This is a genomic window from Streptomyces sp. NPDC019890 (assembly GCF_044903445.1).
Taxonomy (GTDB): Bacteria; Actinomycetota; Actinomycetes; order Streptomycetales; family Streptomycetaceae; genus Streptomyces.
In genome coordinates, this window is the sequence record NZ_JBJDQK010000013.1 from 161,126 (window position 1) to 183,735 (window position 22,610).

At 70.8% G+C, this 22,610-nt stretch carries 17 protein-coding genes; 4 read left to right on the plus strand and 13 right to left on the minus strand.

The genetic code is table 11. The features are described from left to right. Positions 1-5 precede the first annotated feature (5 nt). On the minus strand, positions 6-1,166 hold the full coding sequence (locus tag ACI2LP_RS29325; protein ID WP_404727542.1) for a citrate synthase/methylcitrate synthase: 1,161 nt from the start codon (positions 1,164-1,166) through the stop codon (positions 6-8). A 90-nt stretch (positions 1,167-1,256) separates the two neighbouring features. Between ACI2LP_RS29325 and ACI2LP_RS29330 the strand changes: the two genes are divergently transcribed. From ACI2LP_RS29330 to ACI2LP_RS29340, 3 genes are all read left to right on the plus strand, one after another. After that, on the plus strand, positions 1,257-2,486 hold the full coding sequence (locus ACI2LP_RS29330; RefSeq protein WP_404727543.1) for a citrate/2-methylcitrate synthase: 1,230 nt from the start codon (positions 1,257-1,259) through the stop codon (positions 2,484-2,486). A 104-nt stretch (positions 2,487-2,590) separates the two neighbouring features. After that, on the plus strand, positions 2,591-4,234 hold the full coding sequence (locus ACI2LP_RS29335; protein ID WP_404727544.1) for an ATP-binding protein: 1,644 nt from the start codon (positions 2,591-2,593) through the stop codon (positions 4,232-4,234). A gap of 32 nt (positions 4,235-4,266) precedes the next feature. Next, entirely contained in the window at positions 4,267-4,959 is a 693-nt protein-coding gene (locus tag ACI2LP_RS29340) for a response regulator (protein ID WP_404727562.1), read from the plus strand. A gap of 68 nt (positions 4,960-5,027) precedes the next feature. On the opposite strand, the gene ACI2LP_RS29345 is transcribed toward ACI2LP_RS29340, so the two are convergent. The 5 genes from ACI2LP_RS29345 to ACI2LP_RS29365 all read right to left on the minus strand — a co-directional run bounded on the left by ACI2LP_RS29345 (position 5,028) and on the right by ACI2LP_RS29365 (position 11,297). Then, positions 5,028-6,620, minus strand: coding sequence for a cation acetate symporter (locus tag ACI2LP_RS29345; RefSeq protein WP_404727545.1), 1,593 nt, complete (start codon positions 6,618-6,620; stop codon positions 5,028-5,030). Continuing rightward, complete coding sequence (locus ACI2LP_RS29350; RefSeq protein ID WP_404727546.1) at positions 6,617-7,114, minus strand: DUF485 domain-containing protein; 498 nt, start codon at positions 7,112-7,114, stop codon at positions 6,617-6,619. Before ACI2LP_RS29350 ends, ACI2LP_RS29345 begins: the two co-directional genes overlap by 4 nt. A 95-nt stretch (positions 7,115-7,209) precedes the next feature. Next, complete coding sequence (locus ACI2LP_RS29355) at positions 7,210-7,884, minus strand: response regulator (protein WP_404727547.1); 675 nt, start codon at positions 7,882-7,884, stop codon at positions 7,210-7,212. Next, a complete protein-coding gene (locus ACI2LP_RS29360; RefSeq protein ID WP_404727548.1) occupies positions 7,881-9,041 on the minus strand; it encodes a sensor histidine kinase in 1,161 nt (386 codons plus the stop codon). Before ACI2LP_RS29360 ends, ACI2LP_RS29355 begins: the two co-directional genes overlap by 4 nt. 138 nt (positions 9,042-9,179) lie before the next feature. Next, positions 9,180-11,297 carry a type IIA DNA topoisomerase subunit B gene (locus tag ACI2LP_RS29365; protein WP_404727549.1) on the minus strand — a complete coding sequence of 706 codons (2,118 nt, stop codon included), beginning with the start codon at positions 11,295-11,297 and terminating at the stop codon, positions 9,180-9,182. Positions 11,298-11,730: 433 nt separating this feature from the next. On the opposite strand from ACI2LP_RS29365, the gene ACI2LP_RS29370 reads away from it, so the two are divergent. Continuing rightward, positions 11,731-11,961, plus strand: coding sequence for a hypothetical protein (locus tag ACI2LP_RS29370; RefSeq protein WP_307660675.1), 231 nt, complete (start codon positions 11,731-11,733; stop codon positions 11,959-11,961). A gap of 197 nt (positions 11,962-12,158) precedes the next feature. Here the strand turns inward: ACI2LP_RS29370 and ACI2LP_RS29375 are convergent, their stop codons facing one another. From ACI2LP_RS29375 to ACI2LP_RS29405, 7 genes are all read right to left on the minus strand, one after another. Next, the gene (locus ACI2LP_RS29375) at positions 12,159-12,974 is read right to left on the minus strand and encodes a S1 family serine peptidase (RefSeq protein ID WP_404727550.1); all 816 of its coding nucleotides are present in this window, start codon (positions 12,972-12,974) and stop codon (positions 12,159-12,161) included. Positions 12,975-13,127: 153 nt separating this feature from the next. Further along, the gene (locus ACI2LP_RS29380) at positions 13,128-14,684 is read right to left on the minus strand and encodes an RNA polymerase sigma factor (protein ID WP_404727551.1); all 1,557 of its coding nucleotides are present in this window, start codon (positions 14,682-14,684) and stop codon (positions 13,128-13,130) included. A 338-nt stretch (positions 14,685-15,022) separates the two neighbouring features. Beyond that, on the minus strand, positions 15,023-15,910 hold the full coding sequence (locus ACI2LP_RS29385) for a FadR/GntR family transcriptional regulator (protein ID WP_404727552.1): 888 nt from the start codon (positions 15,908-15,910) through the stop codon (positions 15,023-15,025). Positions 15,911-16,069: 159 nt separating this feature from the next. Continuing rightward, positions 16,070-17,962 (minus strand): ATP-binding cassette domain-containing protein, encoded by a 1,893-nt coding sequence (locus ACI2LP_RS29390; protein WP_404727553.1) that lies wholly within the window; start codon positions 17,960-17,962, stop codon positions 16,070-16,072. A 164-nt stretch (positions 17,963-18,126) separates the two neighbouring features. After that, positions 18,127-18,891 (minus strand): NUDIX domain-containing protein, encoded by a 765-nt coding sequence (locus ACI2LP_RS29395; RefSeq protein ID WP_360870103.1) that lies wholly within the window; start codon positions 18,889-18,891, stop codon positions 18,127-18,129. Between the two features lie 98 nt (positions 18,892-18,989). Next, entirely contained in the window at positions 18,990-20,909 is a 1,920-nt protein-coding gene (locus tag ACI2LP_RS29400; RefSeq protein ID WP_404727563.1) for a glycogen debranching N-terminal domain-containing protein, read from the minus strand. Between the two features lie 229 nt (positions 20,910-21,138). Next, positions 21,139-22,461 (minus strand): DUF4192 domain-containing protein, encoded by a 1,323-nt coding sequence (locus tag ACI2LP_RS29405; protein ID WP_404727554.1) that lies wholly within the window; start codon positions 22,459-22,461, stop codon positions 21,139-21,141. Between the last annotated feature and the right edge of the window lie 149 nt (positions 22,462-22,610).

Sequence of the window (22,610 nt, forward strand, 5' to 3'; positions counted from 1 at the left end):
CTCTCTCACATATGCGGTACGGGCTGCGGCGGCGGGGGTCCGACATAGCGGGCCGCCGGGCGGATGATCTTCGAATCGGCCGCCTGCTCCAGGATATTGGCGCTCCAGCCGACGACCCGGGCCGCACAGAAGGTCGGGGTGAACATCTCCCGCGGCAGCCCGCACAGTTCCATGACGACGCCCGCGTAGAACTCCACATTCGTGTGCAGCTCACGGCCCGGCTTGAGCTCGGCGAGGATCGCCTCGACCCGCTGCTCGACCTCGACCGCGAACTCCACCAGCGGTCCGCCGAAGCTCTCGGCGATGCCGCGCAGCATGCGGGAGCGGGGGTCCTCGGTGCGGTAGACGGGATGCCCGAAGCCCATGATGCGGTCACCGGCCAGCACCCGTTCCCGTATCCATGGCTCGATACGGTCCGGGGTGCCGATCGCGTCGAGCGTGTCCAGCGCACGGCTCGGCGCCCCGCCGTGCAGCGGCCCGGACAGCGCGCCCACCGCCGCGACCAGGCAGGCGGCCATATCGGCGCCGGTGGAGGCGACGACGCGGGCGGTGAAGGTCGAGGCGTTGAAACCGTGGTCGACGGTGGAGATCAGGTACTGCTCGACCGCTCGGGCGCGGGCGGGCTCGGGCTCCGAACCGGTCAGCATGTAGAGGTAGTTGGCGGCACAGGGCAGATCGTCGCGCGGCTCGACGGGCTCAAGCCCCTGGCCCAGCCGGTACAGCGCCGTGAGCAGCGTCGGCACGGCCGCGCAGGCGGCGAGCGCGTCCGCCGTGCGGCGGTCGCCGTCCAGGTCGTAGACGGGTCGCAGCCCGGCCGATGCCCCGAGCAGGGAGAGCGCGGTGCGCAGTCCGGCGAGGGGGCCCGACGGGGCGCCGGAGCGGGCGATGGCGGGCAGCGCGTCACGTACGTCGTCCGGCAGCCGGCGCAGTGACGCCGTGTGCGCCATGAAGGCCGCGCGCTCCGCGGCGTCCGGCAGCCGGCCGTGGAACATCAGATGCCATACGTCCTCGAAGCCGCTGCTCTGTGCGAGCTCGACGGCCGAGTACTGGCGGTAGTGGTAGAAGCCCTCTCGCCCTCGCACGTCGCCGAGCGCGGTGTCGGTGACGACGACGCCCGCGAGTCCGCGCGGTACGCCGAGGGGGGCGGTGGTTCCGGTGATCGACATGTCTTTCCTCCAGTCGTCCTTGACTTGACTGTCTATGCTTGACTGGATCATTGTCAATGTTGATTGAATCAATATGGATACGGTGGCCTCATGACGGATCAAGCGGCGGACGGACCCCGGCTCACCACTCGGGAGGCCGCCGAGCGGCTCGGTGTGAAACCCGAGACGGTGTACGCGTATGTGAGCAGGGGCCAGCTGACCAGCCGACGCAGTCCGGGCGGCCGCGGCAGCACTTTCGACGCCCAGGAGGTCGACGCCCTGGCGCGCCGGACCAGGCGGGATTCCCAGCCCTCCGGTGACCTTGCCTTCCGTACCGGCATCACGCTGATCGACAAGGACCGGTACTACTTCCGCGGAGTGGACGCGACCGAACTCGCCCGTCGCTACCACTACGAGGAGATCGCGGACTGGCTCTGGACCGGCACCCTGCGGGCGGGCGTCCGGTTCACCGCCCCCGACGACGCACTCGCGGCCGCCCGCCGTGCCGTCGATGCCCTGCCCGCGCAGACCGGGTCGACGGACCGGCTGCGGGTGGCCGCGATCGCCGCGGCGATCGCCGATCCGCTCCGCTTCGACCTCGACCGGGATGCGGTGCTCGGCAGCGCCCGCACGCTGATCCCCACCTTGGTCGACGCGCTCCCCACGGTCGGCCGGCGGCACCGCGGCGCCGGCAGGATCGCCTGGCGGCTGTGGTCACGGCTGACCGCCGAGCGCCCGGCCGAGGAGTCCGTACGAGCCCTGGACATGGCGCTCTCGCTGCTGATCGACCACGATCTGGCCGCCTCGACACTCGCGGTGCGCGTCGCGGCCTCGGCACGTGCCCATCCGTACGCCGCCGTCTCCGCCGGACTCGGCGCGCTGGAAGGTCCCCTGCACGGAGCCGCGAGCGGTCTCGCGCACCGGATGCTCAGCGAGGTGCTGGAGCGCGGCAGCGCGGCGGCCGTCGTGGCGGACCATCTGCGGGCCGGACGCCGGGTGCCGGGCCTCGGCCACCGGCTCTACCCCGGCCCGGACCCGCGGGCGGAGGCGCTGTTCGAGGTACTGGCCGGCATCCCCGCGGCCCGCCCCGCCCTGGAGGCGGCCCGCCAGGTGGAGACGACGACGGCCCGCCATGTGCAGCTGCACGCCAATGTCGACCTCGCGCTCGCGGTGCTGTCGGTGGCCTGTGGGATGCCTGCCGAGGCGGGCGAGACCGTCTTCGCCGTGGCGCGTACCGCGGGCTGGATCGCACACGCGCTGGAGGAGTACGAGGAGCGCCCGCTGCGGATGCGCCCGCGCGGGCAGTACAACGGACCCCGCCCGCCCAGGCCGCTGCCCTAGTTTTGGTACGGCCTGCGGCGATATGGGGGCCGTCGGCCGCCGAGGCGGTGCGCGTGGAACCGGAAGTTTCGGAAAGGGCCCCTCGCCCTCTACCGTGCCTAGACATGAGTCCCGTACCGACCGCCCTCGCCCGACGCCGGCGATTCGGCTGGCCGCATCGGGTTTCCTCGCAGGTCCTGCTGATGCAGCTGGCCATCGCCACCGGTGTCACCGTGCTTGCCACCGGCCTCTTCCTCGCCCCGCTCAGCTCTCAGCTCGACGACCAGGCGATGCGCCGCGCACTCGCCATCGCCGAGACCACCGCCTCCCCGGAGGTGGCCGACGAGCTGCTCGGCTCACAGCCGACGGCCGGCGGTCCCGTGCAGGCCGAGGCCGAGCGGATTCGGAAGGCGACCGGCGCCGAGTACATCGTGATCATGGACAAGCGCGGGGTGCGCTGGTCCCACCCCTCCCGCGAGGAGATAGGCCGGGTCGTCTCGACCGACCCCAGCGCGGCGCTCGCGGGCCATGAGGTGATGGAGATCGACAGCGGGACGCTCGGCCGCTCGGCCCGCGGAAAGGTGCCACTGCGCGTCGACGACGGCACGATCGTCGGGGCGGTCTCGGTCGGTATCGAGTACGACAGCGTGCGCGCCCGGCTGCTGGCGGCCATCCCCGGACTGCTCGCCTACGCCGGAGGAGCGCTGGCCGTCGGAGCCCTGGCCGCCTATCTGATCTCCCGCAGGCTCCAGCGGCAGACCCGCGACCTGGCCTTCTCCGACATCTCAGGGCTGCTGGCCGAGCGCGAGGCAATGCTGCACGGCATCCGGGAGGGGGTCGTGGCGCTCGATGCGGCCGGCAGGATCCGGCTGATGAACGACGAGGCGCAGCGGCTGCTCGGCCTCGGCGACGAGGCCATGGGGCGGCCGCTGGACGAGGTACTGGGCGAGGGCCGCACCACCGATGTGCTGGCGGGCCGGGTCACCGGCGAGGATCTGCTGACTGTGCGCGGCAACAGGGTGCTGATCGCCAACCGTATGCCGACCGACGACGGCGGCGCCGTGGCCACCCTTCGTGACCGGACCGAGCTGGAGCAGCTCGGCCGTGAGCTGGACTCCACCCGCGGGCTGATCGACGCGCTGCGCGCGCAGGACCACGAGCACGCCAACCGGATGCACACCCTGCTCGGACTCCTCGAGCTGGAAATGCACGAGGACGCGGTGGAGTTCGTCACCGAGGTGGTCGGGGTGCACCGGGCCACCGCCGAACAGGTCACCGAGAAGATCCACGATCCGCTGCTGGCGGCGCTGCTGGTGGGCAAGGCGACGGTCGCGGCGGAGCGCGGCGTATCGCTGCGCATCGCGCCCGGGACTCTGCTGCCCGACCGGCTCGTCGACCCGCGCGGTCTGGTGACCGTCGTCGGCAACCTCGTGGACAACGCGCTGGACGCGGCCGTCGGCTCACCGGAGCCGAGGATCGAGGTCGAGCTGCGCGCGGAGGGCCGCGCGGTCGTCCTGCGGATCGCGGACAGCGGTCCCGGAGTCGCGCCCGAACAGCGCGAGTTGATCTTCACCGAGGGCTGGTCCACCAAGGAACTTCCCGCCCACGGCAGGCGCGGCCTGGGTCTTGCGCTGGTGCGCAGGCTCGCGGAACGGCAGGGCGGCAGTGCGCGGGTGCGCGAGGCGCCCGGCGGGGGCGCGGAGTTCACGGTCGTACTCCCGGAGGCGCTGGCAGAACCGGGGCTGGCCACCACCGGGGAGGCGCGATGAACGAGGGACATGCCGAACAGGCGGCCACGGACCTGATCGGCGTACTGGTGGTCGACGACGACGTCCGCGTCGCCGACATCAACGCGGCCTATGTCTCCAAGGTCCCGGGCTTCCGGGTCTCCGCGACGGCGCACTCCGCCGCCGAGGCGCTCGCCCGGATCGCCGACTGTCCGGTGGATCTGATCCTCCTGGACCACTATCTGCCGGACGGGAACGGTCTCGCAGTCGTACGGGAGCTGCGCCGGCTCGGCCACCAGACCGACGTGATCATGGTGACGGCGGCGCGGGACGTGGCGACCGTGCAGGCCGCGATGCGGCACGGCGCGCTCCAGTACCTGGTGAAGCCGTTCAACTTCGCGGGGCTGCGCGCCAAGCTGGAGGCGTACGCGACGCTGCGCCGCACCCTGGAGAGCGGCGGCGAGGCGGAACAGGCGGAGGTGGACCGGATCTTCGGGGCGCTGTCGGCCGGCTCGGTCGCCCCCGACCTGCCCAAGGGCCACTCGCCGACCACCGCCGAGCTGGTGCGGCAGGTGCTGCTGGCCGCGGACGGGCCACTGTCCACGCAGGAGATCGCGGACCGCGCGGGCGTGAGCAGGCAGACCGCACAGCGCTATCTGAAGCTGCTGGAGCGTACGAGCCGGGTGCGGCTGAGCCTGAAGTACGGCGAGACGGGCCGCCCGGAACACCGCTACCTCTGGGGATTTTCAAGCCCGTCCGGCAATTGAGGACAATGCCCCCGGACGGCCCCGGCCTTCCCTCCACGCCCCGGGCCTTCAATCCACGCCCGCGGCCCTCACACCGCGCCCGCCCCGGTCAACGCCCGCACCTCCGTCTCCGCATGCTTCGCCTGGTCCGGCGCCTCCGTAGAGGTGGTCGTGCCGATCCAGCCCGCCAGGAACCCCAGCGGGATGGACACCAGGCCCGGGTTCTGCAGCGGGAAGACATGGAAGTCCACCCCCGGGAAGAGCGCCTCCGGGCTTCCCGAGACGACGGGCGAGAGCACCACCAGCAGGACAGCGGGGACCAGCCCTCCGTACACCGACCAGACCGCGCCGCGCGTGGTGAAGTTCCGCCAGAACAGCGAGTAGAGCAGTACGGGCAGATTTGCGGAGGCGGCGACCGCGAAGGCCAGCCCCACCAGGAAGGCGACGTTCAGATCGCGGGCGAGCAGGCCGAGCCCGATGGCGGCAGCCCCGATGCCGGCCGCGGCGGCCCTGGCCACCGCCACCTCGCTGTGCCGCTTGCCCCGACGGCGCCTGAGAGAGGCGTACAGGTCGTGCGCGACGGAAGCCGAGGAGGCGAGGGTGATCCCGGCGACGACGGCGAGAATGGTCGCGAAGGCCACGGCGGCGACCACCGCGAACAGCACCGTGCCGCCGGTGGTGCCCGCTCCTCCTCCCAGGTCCAGCGCGAGCAGCGGAACCGCGGTGTTCCCCGCGGCGTTCGACGTCCGGACCTTGTCCGAGCCGAGTACCGCGGCCGCGCCGAAGCCGAGCACGATCGTCATCAGATAGAAGCTGCCGATGAGACCGATCGACCAGACGACCGAGCGGCGGGCGGCCCGCGCGGTCGGCACGGTGTAGAAGCGGGACAGAATGTGCGGCAGCCCTGCTGTGCCCAGCACGAGCGCCAGGCCGAGGCTGATGAAGTCGAAACGCGCGGTCCAGTCCCCGCCGTACTTGAGGCCGGGCGAGAGGAAATCCCTGCCGTGACCGCTGTGTTCGGCGGCGGAGTTGAGCAGCTGGTTGACGTCGCCATGGAAGCGGACGAGGACGAGCACGGTCATGGCGATCGCGCCCAGCATCAGCAGCACGGCCTTCACGATCTGGATCCAGGTGGTGGCTCGCATCCCTCCCAACGACACATAGACGACCATCAGTGCACCCACGCCGATGACGGTCCACGAGCGCGCGGCCTCGCTCGTACCGCCGAGCAGCAGCGCGACGAGGCTGCCGGCCCCCACCATCTGCGCCACCAGATAGAGAACGGACACGGCGACCGAAGAAGTTCCCGCAGCGATACGGACCGGGCGCTCCCTCATCCTGGAGGCGACGACGTCGGCGAGCGTGAACCGGCCGCAGTTGCGCACGAGTTCGGCGACGAGCAGCAAGACGACCAGCCAGGCGACCAGGAAGCCGACGGAGTAGAGCATTCCGTCGTAGCCGTACAGCGCGATCAGTCCCGAGATGCCGAGGAAGGAGGCGGCGGACATGTAGTCGCCCGCGATGGCGAACCCGTTCTCCAGAGGGGAGAACAGCCGCCCGCCGGCGTAGAACTCCTCCGCCGAACCACGCCTGTTGCGGCTCACCCAGGTGGTGATCCCGAGGGTGACCGCGATGAACGCGCTGAACAGCAACAGCGCCAGGGTCTGGTGGTCGCCGCTCAATGTCCGATCCCCCGGCTCGTGTCCTGCGTTCTCGCCCGGTCGAACACCCTCCAGCGCAGATCGAGCGCGGCCCGGTCCCGCCGTAGTCGCGCATGCCGGGCATATGCCCAGGTCAGCAGGAAGGTGGTGAGGAACTGTCCGAGCCCGGCGACCATCGCCACGTTCACCGCGCCGGCCACCGGCCGTGCCATCAGCCCGGGTGCCGTGGTGGCCGCGACGACATAGGCCAAGTACCAGAGGAGGAAGGCGAAAGCGGCGGGGCCGACGAACCTCCGGTAGCGGCTGCGCACCTCCTGGAAGGCGGCGCTGCGGTGCACTTCCAGATAGATGCCGGCGGTGCCGAGCCCGGCGCACTCCCGGTCCGCGGGCTGCGGCGGGACTCCGGGCGCCGGGGCACCCGTACCGTCGAGCTCGCCCCAGCCGGAGGCCAGCGCGTCGTACCAGGGGTCGTCGAGCCGCACCGCCGCAGCATCCCGCCCTTCCCGCTTCTCCACCGCAACTCCCTTGTCAGCGAACCGTTTCGGCCGCGTGCACAAGGATGGACAGAGCGGGAAGATCCCGGACTCTTCTCCTGCCGGTCTTCACCCCATTAGGTGATGTTCGACCCGGGTGGCCGCGAAAGTCCTTCCCGGTAGGCGTACCGCACCGCCTGGGCGCGGTCGTGAATGCCCGTCTTCGAGAAGAGGTTGTTGATGTGGGTCTTCACGGTGGCGGTGGAGATGTGCAGTCCCCGGGCGATTTCCGCGTTGCTGAGGCCCTCCGCGATCAGGGCCAGCACCTCGCCCTCGCGCGCGGTCAGCCCGTCGGGCAGTTTCGGCACGGACGGTTCCGGCGCCGATGCGACCTGCTCAAGGAGCCGTCGCTGGACGACCGGTGAGAGCCCGGCACGACCGGCCACGACATCCTGCACGGCCCGTACGATCTCGTCGCCGTTGGCGTCCTTGGTGAGATAGCCGCGCGCTCCCGCCCGCAGGGCGGGAAAGAGCGAGTCGTCGTCGGCATAGGTGGTGAGCACGACGATCTGGGTGCCGGGGTGTTCGCTGCGAATACGGCGGGTCGCCTCGACCCCGTCGCAGCGGGGCATCCGGAGGTCCATCAGGACGACGTCGGGGGCAAGTTCGGCAACGAGGGCGACCGCCTCCTCACCGTCCTTCGCCGAGCCGATGACCTCGATACCCGGCAGCAGTCCCAGGAGCATCACAATGCCCTCGCGCACCACCGCCTGATCGTCGGCGACGATCACTCTGGCGATCTGTTCGTTCATATCGGCACCCTTAGCCGCACCACGAAGCCCTTTCCGTCCGGTCCCGCCTCCAGGCTGCCGCCGAGAAGTTCGGCCCGCTCACGCATCCCCAGCAGACCGTACCCGGAACCGGAAGTCCCGAGTTCACCGGCTTGCGAGGTGGTGCCCGAATCCCGTACCTCCAGGGCCACTTCAGCCTCCGCGTACGTGAGCAGCAACCGCACCTTGGCGCCGGGCGCGTGCTTGCGCGCGTTCGTCAGCGCCTCCTGTGCCACGCGCCGTACCGCCTGCGAGGCCTCGGCGGTCAGCTGCCTCCGCTCCCCCGTCACCTCCGCCTCGGCTCCGCCGGCGAGCGCCAGTTCGCGCAGACAGTCCTCGACGGGAGCCATCTCGCCGCGCAGCGCGGAGAGCGCCTGCCGGGTCTCGGCCAGTCCCTCGCGGGCCATCAGCCGGGCCGCTACCACCCGCCCCAGGATCTGTTCCCGGAACGGCCCTTCCGGTCCCCGCTCGATCTGCAGCCTGGCCGCTTCCAGATGCACCAGCTGCGCGGAGAGGCTGTGCGCGAGGACATCGTGGATCTCGCGTGCGATACGGGCCCGTTCGGCCAGGGCCGCCGATGACGCCTCTGCCTCGCGGGCAGCCCGCTCCTGGGCGAGGAGCCGGAATCCGGCGCCCCTGGCCTGGCCGTCGAGGCGCAGCGAGTATCCGCCGAGCAGCACCGCGGCCGCTGTGATCAGCGGCCCCATCTCACTGTCGTCGGTCAGAGCGAAGCCCACGAACATCAGCGCGGCCGCGCCCAGCCCGAAGACGAGCGGGAGGCGTTCCATCGCCATGACGGAGACGCAGATCCACAGCACCGTTGCGGGAATCGGGGCCCCGGCGGCGTACGCCCCCGCTCCGCAGGCGGAGATGCCGACGAGCAAACCGAGCGAGGGCAGCAGCCTGTTGGCGAGAGTCATCCGGTGGTAGCCGAAGACCGCAGCGGCGCAGCAGAGCAGACCCAACGGCGGGAGCACCACGCGCCGGCCGTGGAAGGCGTTCGAGTCGTAGGCGCTGTACACCGCCCATCCCGAGAGCGCGACGAGCAGAGCGATGTCGATCGCGATGCGGACGCGCGGTACGCCGAGGCGGGAGAGCGCTTCGCGCGTGGGCCATGCGGTCCACCGGCTGCTGAACACGTCAGGTCCTCCTCCGTCGCCTCGATGCTACGGAGCTGGGCCTGACCAGGGATCGGATCAGGGGTGGAGCCGACAGCTCCACCCCTGGGTGTGCCCTCCGAGTGGGCTCACCGGCGGCTCACTGCGTGCGTTGCGACGTCAGGCGTCGATCCGCGAACGGTCCAGCGTCGCCGCGGAGCTGGTGATGAACTCCTTCCGGGGCGCGACCTCGTTGCCCATCAGCAGGTCGAAGACCTGCTCGGAGGACTCCAGGTCGCCGATGTTGATCCGGCGCAGGGTGCGGTGCCGCGGGTCCATCGTGGTCTCCGCGAGCTGGTCGGCGTCCATCTCGCCGAGACCCTTGTAGCGCTGGATGGAGTCCTTGAAGCGGACCCCCTTGCGCTGGAACTCCAGCAGGGTCGAGCGCAGTTCGTTGTCCGAGTACGTGTACACGTACTTGTCCTGGCCCCTCTTGGGCTGGACCAGCTCGATGCGGTGCAGCGGCGGCACGGCGGCGAAGACCCGGCCCGCCTCCACCATCGGCCGCATATAGCGCTGGAAGAGTGTGAGCAGCAGACAGCGGATGTGGGCGCCGTCGACATCGGCATCGACCAGAAGCACGATCTTGCCGTAGCGCGCGGCGTCGATGTCGAAGGTCCGGCCCGAGCCGGCCCCTATGACCTGGATGATCGCGCCGCACTCGGCGTTCTTGAGCATGTCCGAGACGGACGACTTCTGTACGTTGAGGATCTTTCCGCGGATCGGCAACAGTGCCTGGAACTCGCTGTTCCGCGCGAGCTTGGCGGTGCCGAGCGCGGAGTCTCCCTCGACGATGAAGAGTTCGCTGCGCTCCACGTCGTCGCTGCGGCAGTCGGCGAGCTTGGCGGGCAGCGAGGAGGACTCGAGCGCGGTCTTCCGGCGCTGCGCCTCCTTGTGCTGGCGAGCCGCGATACGCGTACGGGCGGCGGCGACCGCCTTCTCGAGCACCGCGCGGGCCTGCGCTTTGGCGTCCCTCTTGGTGGAGGTCAGGAAGGACTTGAGCTCCTTGGCGACGACATTGGCGACGATTCTGTTGGCCGCCGAGGTGCCGAGGACCTCCTTGGTCTGGCCCTCGAACTGCGGCTCCGCAAGCCGCACCGTGACGACCGCGGTCAGGCCCTCCAGAGCGTCGTCCTTGACGATGTCGTCCTCGGCGACGCGCAGCAGCTTCGCCGAGCGCAGCACCTCGTTCATCGTCTTGGTGACCGAGCGCTCGAAGCCCGTCACATGGGTGCCGCCCTTGGGGGTGGCGATGATGTTCACGAAGGACTTGGCGGTGGTGTCGTATCCCGTGCCCCAGCGCAGCGCGATGTCGACGCCGAGCTCGCGCGTGACTTCGGTGGGGGTCATGTGGCCGCGGTCGTCGAGGACGGGGACGGTCTCCTTGAAGGTGCCCTGCCCGGTCAGCCGCAGCACGTCGCAGACGGCCTTGTCCTGCGCCAGGTACTCGCAGAACTCGCTGATGCCGCCGTCGAAGCGGAAGATCTCCTGGCTCTTGCCCTCTCCCGCCAGGTCCCGCTCGTCGCGGACGACGATGGTCAGGCCGGGCACCAGGAAGGCGGTCTGGCGGGCGCGCTGGTGCAGGTGCTCCAGGGAGAGCTTGGCGTCCTTGAGGAAGATCTGCCGGTCCGCCCAGTACCGCACGCGCGTGCCGGTCCGGGTCTTGGGCACCCGCTTGCCCTTGAGCAGCCCGCTCGCCGGGTCGAAGGGGGCGTCCGGGCCCGACTCGGTGAAGATGCCCGGGACCCCGCGCCGGAAGCTGATCATGTGGGTGGCGCCGCTGCGGTCCACCTCGACGTCCAGGCGGGCCGACAGTGCGTTGACGACGGAGGCGCCCACGCCGTGCAGACCGCCGGACGCGGCGTACGAACCGCCGCCGAACTTGCCGCCGGCGTGCAGCTTGGTCATCACGACCTCGATGCCGGACAGTCCGGTCTTGGGCTCGACGTCGACCGGGATGCCCCGGCCGTTGTCCTTGACCTCGACGGACCCGTCCTCGTGCAGGATCACCTCGATGTGGTCGCAGTGGCCGCCGAGGGCTTCGTCGACGGAGTTGTCGATGATCTCCCAGAGGCAGTGCATCAGCCCGCGGCTGTCGGTGGACCCGATGTACATGCCCGGGCGCTTCCGGACCGCCTCGAGCCCCTCCAGTACGAGCAGGTGCCGCGCGGTGTAGTTGGAGCCGTCACGGTCTGCGGTCAGCACCGCACTGGACGGCACGGACGTTTCGGCGGTCACGCGGGTTCGCTCCTCGCTGAATTTCAAATGTGGCCCGGTGGGGTAAAGGGCGGGCGTCGGTCACCGGTCAGAGGGTACAGAGGCCTGGTAGAGCCGATGTAACGCCACCCTCGTGATTTCTCATGCTAGTCCAGCCTCGCATGTATGTTCGATCCCTCGTTGGGGTGACGTGCACATCACGTTCCCTTCCAGGCATGAACCATTTAGGCTCCGGGCACGTCCTCATGAACAACCGGCAACCCAGCCGGGAGGGCCAAACGAGACAAGTAATGCGAAATCCGTAGAGCGAAGCAATACGGCTCATTCGCCGCCAACCGGCAGCAGACAGCCACCTTGAGAGAAGTTTCGAGGAAAAGCCACGAGCGGGAACGTTTTCGGCCTGGTTGGATGTTGACCCTGGTACGACAGCTCGTCGAGCTAGAGAAGAGGCGACGTGACTACTGTTCTGACCCCCGCGAGCCCGCTGACGGCCGCTGACCGCTGCGACCGCTGCGGCGCCCAGGCGTACCTGCGTGTCGTCCTGACCAGCGGCGGTGAACTGCTCTTCTGTGCCCACCATGGGCGCAAGTTCGAGCCGGAACTCAAGAAGATCGCCGCGGAAATACAGGATGAGACCGACCGACTCACGGCCGTACCGGCCGCTGTCGGCGAAGAGGAACACTGACACCTCGCATCCACGACGAGCCACAGGGCCGGTCCTGGACCGGTTGACGGGCGGCCGCCCCTGAACACCAGGGGCGGCCGCCCGCTCTCGTACCGTGACTGCCGCGGTCCGATCAGGATCTCGGAAATCCCGAAGCCGACGGCGGTCCAACGACCCCGGCCGCTCGAAGCTGTCGGCAGCCATGGCCCGGGATCCCGCTAGGGCATGGCCACCGCGCCGACCCGCGTGTACACCCCGGGACTGTCGGGCCGCCCGCAGCCGGTGCCCCAGGAGACCAGGCCGATAAGCTTCCCGCCGGCCACCAGCGGCCCTCCGCTGTCCCCCTGACAGGCGTCCCGCCCTCCCGTGGGGTCTCCGGCGCAGAGCATCGTGGCAGCCACGTACCGCCCGCTCAGGCCCCCTGGATAGGCCTGTCCGCACGCCTGGTCCGACAGCACCGACACCTGCGCGGCATGGAGCGCGGACGCATAGCTGCCGTCGCCCCTCGTATCGCCCCAGCCGTAGACGGTGGCGCTCGTCCCCGGCTGGTACGCCGGATCGCCGGCTCCCGCCAGTTCGATCACCTGCGAGGCGGGCAGCGCCTCTGCCAGCGTCAGCACGGCCATGTCCGAGCCGTTCGTCAGCGGGTTGTACGCGGGCGCGACCGAGCTGCCGCTGACCGCGATCTCCCGGCCACCCGTGCCGGTCAGCTCCGCGCGCCCGGAGATGACCCGCAGATCCCGGACCTCGCTCACCTCCTGGCCGAGTACGGTCCGGCTCAGGCAGTGCGCGGCCGTCATCACCTTCGTCGGCGCCACCACGACGCCACCGCAGAACTGACCGGCTCGCGCTACTCCGAACCGGTCACGGCTGGACAGCGCGACGACCCAGGGGCTCTCGTCCACGCGCACCGGATACCCGCCGACGACCACACTGTCGGCGAGGGCGGGACGGGGCGATGCCAAGGGCGCCAAGGCTGCCGCTGTGATCAGGGCCAGCGCCCCGGTCAGGGCTCGGGCGGGGGAACGACGCATTGGGCCTCCTGACTCTGCGTTGAATTGAGTTCACCCAGAGTCAGTCAGCATGCCGTAGTCCGCACCCGCGCAACCACACAAGGGTCCCGCAAACGGGCCAGGGCCCGGTCCCCTGACGGGATCCGGGCCCTGGCCTCAACGTATCGCTGCGACCTAGTCCAGGTAGTCGCGCAGCACCTGGGAACGCGACGGGTGGCGCAGCTTGGACATGGTCTTGGACTCGATCTGACGGATGCGCTCACGCGTCACGCCGTAGACCTTGCCGATCTCGTCCAGGGTCTTCGGCTGGCCGTCGGTGAGACCGAAGCGCATGGAGACCACGCCCGCCTCACGCTCGGACAGGGTGTCGAGCACCGAGTGCAGCTGCTCCTGCAGAAGCGTGAAGCTGACCGCGTCGGCCGGCACGACCGCCTCGGAGTCCTCGATCAGGTCACCGAACTCGCTGTCGCCGTCCTCGCCCAGGGGCGTGTGCAGCGAAATCGGCTCGCGGCCGTACTTCTGGACCTCGATGACCTTCTCGGGGGTCATGTCGAGCTCCTTGGCCAGCTCCTCCGGGGTGGGCTCACGGCCCAGGTCCTGGAGCATCTGGCGCTGCACGCGCGCGAGCTTGTTGATGACCTCGACCATGTGCACCGGGATACGGATGGTGCGGGCCTGGTCGGCCATGGCGCGGGTGATCGCCTGACGGATCCACCAGGTGGCGTACGTGGAGAACTTGTAGCCCTTGGTGTAGTCGAACTTCTCGACCGCGCGGATCAGACCGAGGTTGCCTTCCTGGATCAGGTCCAGGAAGAGCATGCCGCGGCCGGTGTAGCGCTTGGCCAGCGAGACGACCAGCCGGAGGTTGGCCTCCAGCAGGTGGTTCTTGGCCCGGCGGCCGTCCTCGGCGATGATCTCCAGCTCGCGCTTGAGCTTCGGCGCCAGCTTGTCGGAGTTCGCCAGCTTGTCCTCGGCGAACAGGCCCGCCTCGATGCGCTTGGCGAGCTCGACCTCCTGCTCCGCGTTGAGGAGGGGGACCTTGCCGATCTGCTTGAGGTAGTCCTTGACCGGGTCCGCGGTGGCACCGGCAACGGCGACCTGCTGAGCAGGCGCGTCGTCCTCGTCGTCGTCGGAGAGTACGAAGCCCTTGCTCTCGCCCTCGGCCTCTTCCTCGTCACCCTTGGCGCCGGGCTGGACCTCGTCGAGCAGCTCTTCGCCCTCGGCGGCCTCGTCGGCGTCCTTCTTGCCCGCGGTCTTCTTGGCCACGGTCTTCTTGGCGACGGTCTTCTTCGCCGCCGTCTTCTTGGCCGCCGTCTTCTTGGCGGCCGTCTTCTTGGCAGGCGCGGTCTCCGAGACCTCGTCGGCCGGGACGTCGACGGTCTCGGCCGTCGGCGCCGCGGTGGCCGCGACGGTCTTCGCCGTGGCGGTCTTGGCCGCGACGGTCTTGGTGGCGGTGCGCTTTGCCGGGCTCTTCGCAGCGACGCTCTTGCGGGCGCGCTTCGGCGACTCCGCGGCACTGACCATCAGCGTCACACCCTCTTCCTCGAGGATCTGGTTGAGGCTGCGCAGAACATTCTTCCACTGGGTTGGCGGAATCTGGTCAGCCTCGAAGGCCCGACGCACGTCATCGCCGGCGATCTGCCCATCAGCCTTTCCCCGCTCGATGAGCGCCATCACAGACTCGGACTCGGCGATCTCCGGCGGGAGCGTACGGGATGTGCTGGCCGACACGAACAACCTCTCGGAACGATGGAAACGGCTTCCGGCCCCGCCCGTGATCGGGCCGGAGCCGACGACCAGCCGGCTGCGGATGTGCCGGTGGCGCGGGCTGAACCTCGGATTTGCACAGCGCCCTGAATGGCGGCTGTATTCCCTCCTCGGCTGTCACCTCTTAGGTCATCGCGCTGTTTCGAGGAGTGTTACGCCCAATCCACGTGGTCCGAGTCACACCCCGTTTGCGACGAAGCGGCCATATGTGGGCGTTCACCACATAATCGTGCCGCCGGACCCCCGTGGAATCCGGCGACACACGATGCGTACGCCTCCGTACTCCCCACCGCGCCCGGCGGTCAGTGCTCGCGCGGCGCGGGCACTACTCGCTCCACCTCCGGGTGGACGGTGAGCAGTTGGCGCATGGCCGACTCGGCGGCGTGCGAGTCGCCGGCGGCGAGGGCGTCGGCGATCCGCGCGTGGTGGGCCAGCGAGACCTCGGTAGGGCGGTCACAGCCGGTGACCGGGCCGCCGGAGACCTGGAGGGCGGCGGCGACGATCCCCGAGAGGTGCTCCAGCATGCGGTTGCCCGCGAGCTGGATCAGCAGGGTGTGGAACTCCGCGTCCGCACGGGAGAAGGTGATCCCGTCACTCTGAGCGAGCGCGTGGTTCATGATCTCGACCATGTCGCCGAGCCGCTGCTGGACGTCCTCACGGCCGTGACCTGCGGCGAGGCGGGCGGCGAGGGGCTCGATGGTCCAGCGGAGCTCACTCAGCTCCCGGCGCTGGTCGTCGCGCTGCGGACCGAAGGCACGCCACTCGATGATGTCGGGGTCGAGCAGGTTCCAGTCGCTGACCGGACGGACCCGGGTGCCGACGTTGGGGCGGGCGCTGACCAAGCCCTTGGCCTCGAGGACGCGGAGCGACTCGCGCACGACGGTGCGGGAGACCTCGAAGCGCTGGCCGATCTCCTCGGGAACGAGCGGACGGTCGGCGCCGAGGTCTCCGGAGACGATCATCTGGCCAAGCTGCTGGACGAGTTGGCCGTGCAGTCCGCGGCCCCGGCTTCCTGTCGCGCGGCGGCCGACCCGGCCCAACTCGGGGTCGGAGCCGTCCCACGGGCTGGGCCCGACGCGGTCGGCGCCGGGCGACTCCGCGTAGGGGTATCGGTCGAGTTCGCCCGGGCCGACGAGGCCGGAGTCGGCGGGGCGGGCGGCGGTCATCATGGTGTGCGCAAGGGTACTCACGCATCCTTTGTCGGCCTGGCTCCGGCGGCCCTTGAGGTCTTTGGTGAAAAGCACACGAAAGGGTGATCGGCGCCCGCCCCGCAATTGACGCCTTATCGGAAAGAAACGGGCGCACTCACCGGAGTTGTCGGCGCTTCACCGCGTCCCGGCCGATCATGATCACCAACGAGCGCTGCGCCGAAGGCTAGTGAACAGATATGCGCAGATCAGGACCGACAATGACAACGTAAGCGCCGCACCGACAGGTTGGGCGAGGACACGGACCGCGGCCATGAGCAAGTCGTCCGCCTGCCGCGGAAACTGCACCCAGGTCAGCTCGCGCAGCCTGCCCGGGAGGCCCGCAATCGATCGAACGGACGGAGCGACGAGCGTCTTCTGTACGAGGGGGGCGATGAGAACCGGTACGGCGAGCACCGCGGCCACTCCGGCGGCAGTGACCCTGAAGATACCGGCGGCGAGCAGTCCGGCCCAGGCGCAGCCCACCGAGAGGCCGGCCCAACGGGCCGCCAGAGCCGGCCAGTTGTCGGGGACGGTCGTCAAATGGCTCCCGTACACGAGGTGAAGGGCCTGGACGTCGGCCACCGCGACGAGGACCGCCAGCAGCAGGGCTGCGGCGGCGGTCACCGTGAGTTTGGCGAGGAGAAGGCCGAGGCGGCGGGGCACGGTGCCACGGGCGGCGGCGAGCGCGGGGTAGCGGAACTCCTCGCCGAAGCTGAGCGCGCCGAGCAGTCCGGCGCCGAAGGCTGCGGGCGGCAGTGGAAGGAAGTCGGGCCAGGCGACGAGCAGGGCGGGCAGCGGGGTGTCGTCGGTGCGGGCCAGGAGCACGCACAGGGCGGCGGAGGCGACGAGCACAGCGGCCGCGACGAGCAGGGCGGTGGGGACTCCGAGGAGGCGGCAAAGTTCGTAGCGCAGGGGGCGCAGGGGGCTGCGTACGGGGCGCGGCGGCGGGGGAAGTGAGTCGAGGCGCTGGGCGGCGCGCGGAACCGGACGAGCGGGGCGCGTGTCGTCGAGTGCGGATTGCTGGGAGGCCGGCGCGCATGCGGGCCGCTCCTGCTGGGGCGCGGATTCGGGCCGCTGCTCGGATGCGGGCGCGGACGCGGGCTGCTGAGGCGCGGGCTCTGATGCGGGCTTGATTGCGAGCCTGGGCGCGGGCTGGTCCCGCAGGGGGCCGGGCGCAGGGCCGGTGTCGCCCACTTCGTCGGCAAGCCGATGGACGAGTACGCCGTGCCGGAAGGCGGTTTCGCCGATCTCGGCGCAGCTGCTGCCGTAGACGGAGAGGAGGTTGCTCGTCTCGGTGACCACCTCGATCGAGCGCTGGGCGGCGCGCGCCTCACGGGCGACGACGGCGGCCAGCCGCGCGGCGTGCGGGGTACGGACGGCCACGCGGGGGCGGAGCCTGGTACGGGAGAAGGCGGCGGCGTCCTGGTCGGCGACGAGGCGTCCCGCGTCGAGGGTGACGACGCGATCGGCGAGCCGGGCGGCCTCCTTGGGGTCGCCCGTGGTGCACAGGACCGTGCCACCGCGCGCGGCGTGGGCGCGCAGCAGTCCGTACAACCAGCTGTTCTCGCGGGGCGAGAGCCCCTTCGCGGGCTCGTCGAGGATCAGCGCCTGGGGGTCGCCGAGCAAAGCGGAGGCGAGCCCGAGTCGGCGGTCCATCCCGAGGGAGAGCGTGCCGAGACAACGGCCACCGAGACCGGCAAGCCCGACGACTTCGAGCACCTCGTCCGCGCGGGAGGCGGGCACCCCTGCCGCGGCGCAGAGCATACGGAGCTGCCCCCGGGCGGTCCGCGCCGGATGGCCCGGTACGTCGCCGAGGAGCACTCCGACCTCGCGGGCGGGGTGGGCGATGCGGTGGAGAGGGTTTCCGCGGAAGTAGGTGACGCCCCGTCCGGACTCGAGTCCGAGCATCAGACGCAGAGCCGTCGTCTTTCCGGAGCCGGCGCAGCCGAGCAGGGCCGTGACGCTGCCGGACGGGGCCTCGAAGGTGAGATCGTCGACGGCCGGCGGGAGGTTTCGGCGGTGGGTGCTGGTCAGTCCGATGGCCTGGAGCATCGCTTCTCTCGCGGAAGGTGAGACCGCTCGGCGGCAGGGCGGATACCGCAGCAAGACGCGGAGACTGCGGATACTGCAGCAAGATAACGCGACATTTAGGACTTTTTGCGCAGCGGGCCGGGCCCGGGTGTCAGCCCCCGATCGAGCTCTCGATCAAGCTGCGGTCAGACTTCCGGACGCAGCATCGGCGGGTTCAGCAGGGTGGCACCACCCGCGCGGAACAGCTGTGCAGGGCGGCCCCCCTGACGAGTTGTGGTCCCGCCGGCGGGCACCAGGAATCCCGGGGTGCCGGTCACCTTCCGGTGGAAGTTCCGCGGGTCGAGCGCGACGCCCCACACCGCCTCGTACACCCGGCGCAGCTCGCCGACCGTGAACTCGGGCGGGCAGAAGGCCGTGGCCAGCGAGGAGTACTCGATCTTGGAGCGGGCCCGCTCCACCCCGTCGGCCAGGATGCGCGCATGGTCGAAGGCGAGCGGGGCGGCCTGCTCGCCCTCGCGGCCGAACCCGTTCTCCTGGCCCAGGAGGTCCTCGACGGGGGCCCAGCGCGCACTATTGGCATCCCCGCCCGCCCGGGGCGCGGGGAGGTCGGGTGCGAGCACCAGGTGCGCGACGCTGACGACCCGCATCCGCGGATCCCGCTTCGGGTCTCCGTAGGTGGCAAGCTGCTCGAGATGCGCGCCGTTGCCAGGCGCCGGGGACGCGGGGTCGTGCGCACACAGCCCGGTCTCCTCGGCGAGCTCGCGCGCTGCCGCCGCCGCCAGATCCTCGTCGCCCCTGACGAACCCGCCGGGCAGGGCCCATCGGCCCTGGAACGGCGGCTCTCCACGGCGTACCACCAACGCACAGAGCGCATGACGACGCACGGTGAGCACGACCAGGTCGACGGTGACAGCAAAAGGCGGATAGGCCGACGGGTCGTAGGGAGACATGCCGTGATCATAGTCGTCTGCCTGACGATAAACACTCCCTTCGCCACCTGCGGCGACTCTTTCTTCATCAGCTTCCCCGCCCCGCCCACGCACCCGGCTCACACCCCCAACTGAAGGCCCTCGGCGGCCTCCTCGACCATCCCGAGGCCGAGCCTGCTGATCCGCACGGCGAACGGCTCCCCGGCGACGCGCAGTCCGGACAGCTGTACGGCGCCGAAGGGAGCGCAGCGCACGGGATGCAGCGCGACCGCACCCGCGGGCGCGTCGGGACGGATCCCGGCGAGGGTCGCCAGAAGGTGGATGCCGGCCGCTGCGGGCAGGGCCGCCGGCCGGCAGGCGGCGGGGTGCGGCACAGGCACGCCCCCCGCCGTGCGCTGTTCCCCCGCGTACATCTCGGGCAACCGGTACCCGAATGCCTCGGCAGCGTCGAGGACGCCACGCAGCAGGGGCACCGCCTCCATTTCGTATCCGGCGCCGGCCAGCCCCGCGACGGCGACGACCGTGTCGTGCACCCGTACGGCTCCGGCGCGGTGGCCGTACGGGTTGTGTCCACGCTCCATGGTCCCCAGGCTGCGCAGTCCCCAGCCGGAGTCCACTGCGGGGCCACCGAGCAGCATGGCCAGCTGTCCGGTCTGCACCTTGTCCAGCAGACCGGGGGCGAGCTGTCCCCCGCCGACCAGTCCCGTGTCGAGGAGATGCGCGGCGCCGGCCCCCAGATGAGGCAGGGGCCGGCCGCCGGCCAGCCGCGCCAACGCGGGCCGGCCGCCGGTCCTGTCGTCGATCCAGAAGCGCTCCCGGAAGCGCTCCCGCAGCGCTCCCGCCCACTCACGCGAGACGTCGGCTCCGGGACGGCCGTACGCCTCCAGCAGGTCGGCACCCAGCAGCGCGGCCCGATGGGCATGTGCCTGCGTCTCGGCGCACTGCACTCCGGACGGGCCCGGCTCGGACAGGATTCCCTCCGCGCCCGTGGCTCGCCGCAGCCACTGCAGACAGCGCTCCGCGACCGGCAGCAGCCCCGCCAGTTCCCGCTCCGGCAACCCCCAGCGCCATGCCTCCGCGAGGACCGCCGGGAAGGCGAGCGTCGCCTCCACGCCCGTACAACGCGGCGGGAGATGCGGACCCGCGTCCCTCAGCGGGCCGGGGATGCGCCCGAAGTCCGGTCCTGGACCCAGCAGTTGGGTGCGGGCGACCGTGCGCAGGGTGGCCGCGGCGAGCCGGGTGGAGAGCGGGAGCGCCATCCGCGCGGCCCACAGCGCCTCGGCAGGGGCAGGCCCACAGCGCCAGGGGACGCCCGCGGCCAGGTATACGTCCGCGGATCCGCCGGGGTCCCGCAGCAGCAGCGCCTTGAGGTCGCCCAGACTGGCACTGAACAGCGCCTGCAGCCGGGGGTCGTCCCCCTCCGCCCACGCTTCGGAGAAGGGTCGACTGCCCGTCCGGCCGGACGACCGGGCCGGGCGCTTGGAGCGGACGCGCAGCTCGATGGTGCGGGAGGCGCCGGGTGCGAGCTCAAGGTCCCAGCGCAGTATCCCCGCGGAGGCCAGAGCGTCCTTCGGCGGCGGATCCGCGGTGACGACGGTGTGCGCGTCCGGGCCCGCGGACCAGCGCATGCCCGAGTCATGGACGCTTGCACGCAGCTCAGGACCGGGTCGCCCGGCCGCGACCGCGCCCAGACTCGCGAGGTCGGTGCCCAGCGCGATCTCCACCGGAAGCCTGAGAGCTCTCCCCACCGAACTGCGCAGCGTGATTCGTTCCGTGCCGTCTGCGTCGCGCAATCGCTCCACGGAGATTCCCGGGTCGGGTCCAGTGCCGGCGGGCGTCCGCAGCACCCCGATGAACCTGGCGCGGTCGGCGGAGACCAAGCCGCTCTGCATCGCAACCGGTTCGCGCCCGGCGACCCGCAACTGGCAGCGGGAGAGCAGCCGCCGGCCGGACTGGTAGACGCCTTCGAGCCCGGTCCCGGTGAGCTGGCCGTGCTCCGGGGAGATCGCCAGGCGCGGGAGGGCGACACAGATGAGCATGTTGTGCACCGGCGGCAGATCCCCCGGCCCTCCGGCCCAGGGCGGCGCTGGACCGGATCCGGAGCTGTGTCCCAGCTGCGGCAGGTGAGGCGGGCGGGGGGCGGTGAGGGCCATGGGTGGTCTGCTGTGCCTTCCGTGCGCTCCGGACAGCCGCTGCGAATGCGACGGCGCGGGTCGTGCGACGACGACACGACGATGAACGGCGGCACGGGTGCCCAGGTCACGGGCATCATCGTCCGCTCCTCGTGCCGCGTTGCCCGCTCCGGCTCCTCCCCCGGCCGCGGTTGCCCGCCGGCGCCTTCGCGGGGGCCGCACCGGCGGGCGGGAGGCCCTTCCTGCCGACGCGCGGCGCGACCCGATGCGCGACCCGCCGAGGACGCGGTCGGTGTGGGCGGCCCTCTGCCTTGCTGGTCCCGGATGACTCCCGTGAGCCGCGCGCCTGGCGCAGACAGCTGCGCAGGGTCTCCGGATCCAGGCCTTCGTTGCAGGCCTGGTGCAGCAGACGGGCGAAGACATACTCGGGGTCGACGCGCAGGGCCCGGCCGAGAGCCACTCGTGCGCCTGGTTCGTCACCACTCGACCAGGCCACCCAGCCGGCGAGAGTGAGCGGTGCGGCCGCATGCTCGCAGTAGGGCCCGACGCAGCGGCGGGCGAGCGCCTGCCACAGACGCAGGGCGGGATCCGCGTCCGTCCCTTCCATCCATTCCGCTGCCCGGTCCCGGGTGTCCCTGTCCTGAAGACCGAGGATCACGGCAGCCGCTTCGTCATGCGTGATGAGCCGGTCATCGGCGGCATCCGTCTCGGCCCAGCCCCCGGACCGCGGTGTCTCAGCGATGCGTGTCATCAGCCGGCGGGCCAGCGCCAGGGTCTCCGCGGCAACCTCGTCCCGTCCCACCCCGTCCAGAATCCTGGGCACCAGCGCGGCGCCCGCGGTGTCCAGTGCCTTCTCCTGGCCGGCCGCGGCGGGAGTCGTCATGGGCGCGAGCCGACCCTCCATCTGCCGCAGGGACCCACGCACCTGGATGCCTGCGTAGGCAGCGGCCGCGGCCATCACCGAGGTGCCCGGCAGCGCCAGTGCACTGCCTTCGGGCGGACAGCAGCGTGAATCGGGGCAGCAGTAGGACCAGAAGCGTCCTTCGGAGATGCAGAGCGCCTCGTAGACGGGCACGTCCAAGGTGCCGCACGCGGTCCGCAGCCGTTGCGCGAGGGGACGCAATCGCTCCATCACCCTGCGGCTCGTCTCGTCCTCGTCCGGATCCTGGCAGAGGAAGACGACAATGCCGTCGGGCCGGGAGCCCCTGCGCTCGCTGCCCTCGATCAGACACTCGACGAGCTGTTCGGCCACGGGCGACCATTCCCGCGGCGAGGGCGGGATGCCGAGCCGCAGCCGCCCGCCGAAGCGGCCGCTGTTGCCGTGCAGCGCGACGAGCACGATGGAATCAGTCGGTTGGAAGCCCATCATGTACGGGAGGGCGTCGGCCAGTTCGGCGGGTCCGCGCAGCGTGATCTGCTGCTCGTCGGCCTGACCGCTGGGTTCGTGGTGCTTGTTCATGGCTCGACGGTCTCGCGGCGGCCCCAGCCACGCGACCCCTGTGGATAACGTTATGTGCGCCGTGAGGCGCTTGTTGTTCGAGTGGAGGTGAAAGACCACCACCAATTCCCTGTCGCAGCAGGGGGTTTGAAGCTGAGGGCAGTTCGAGC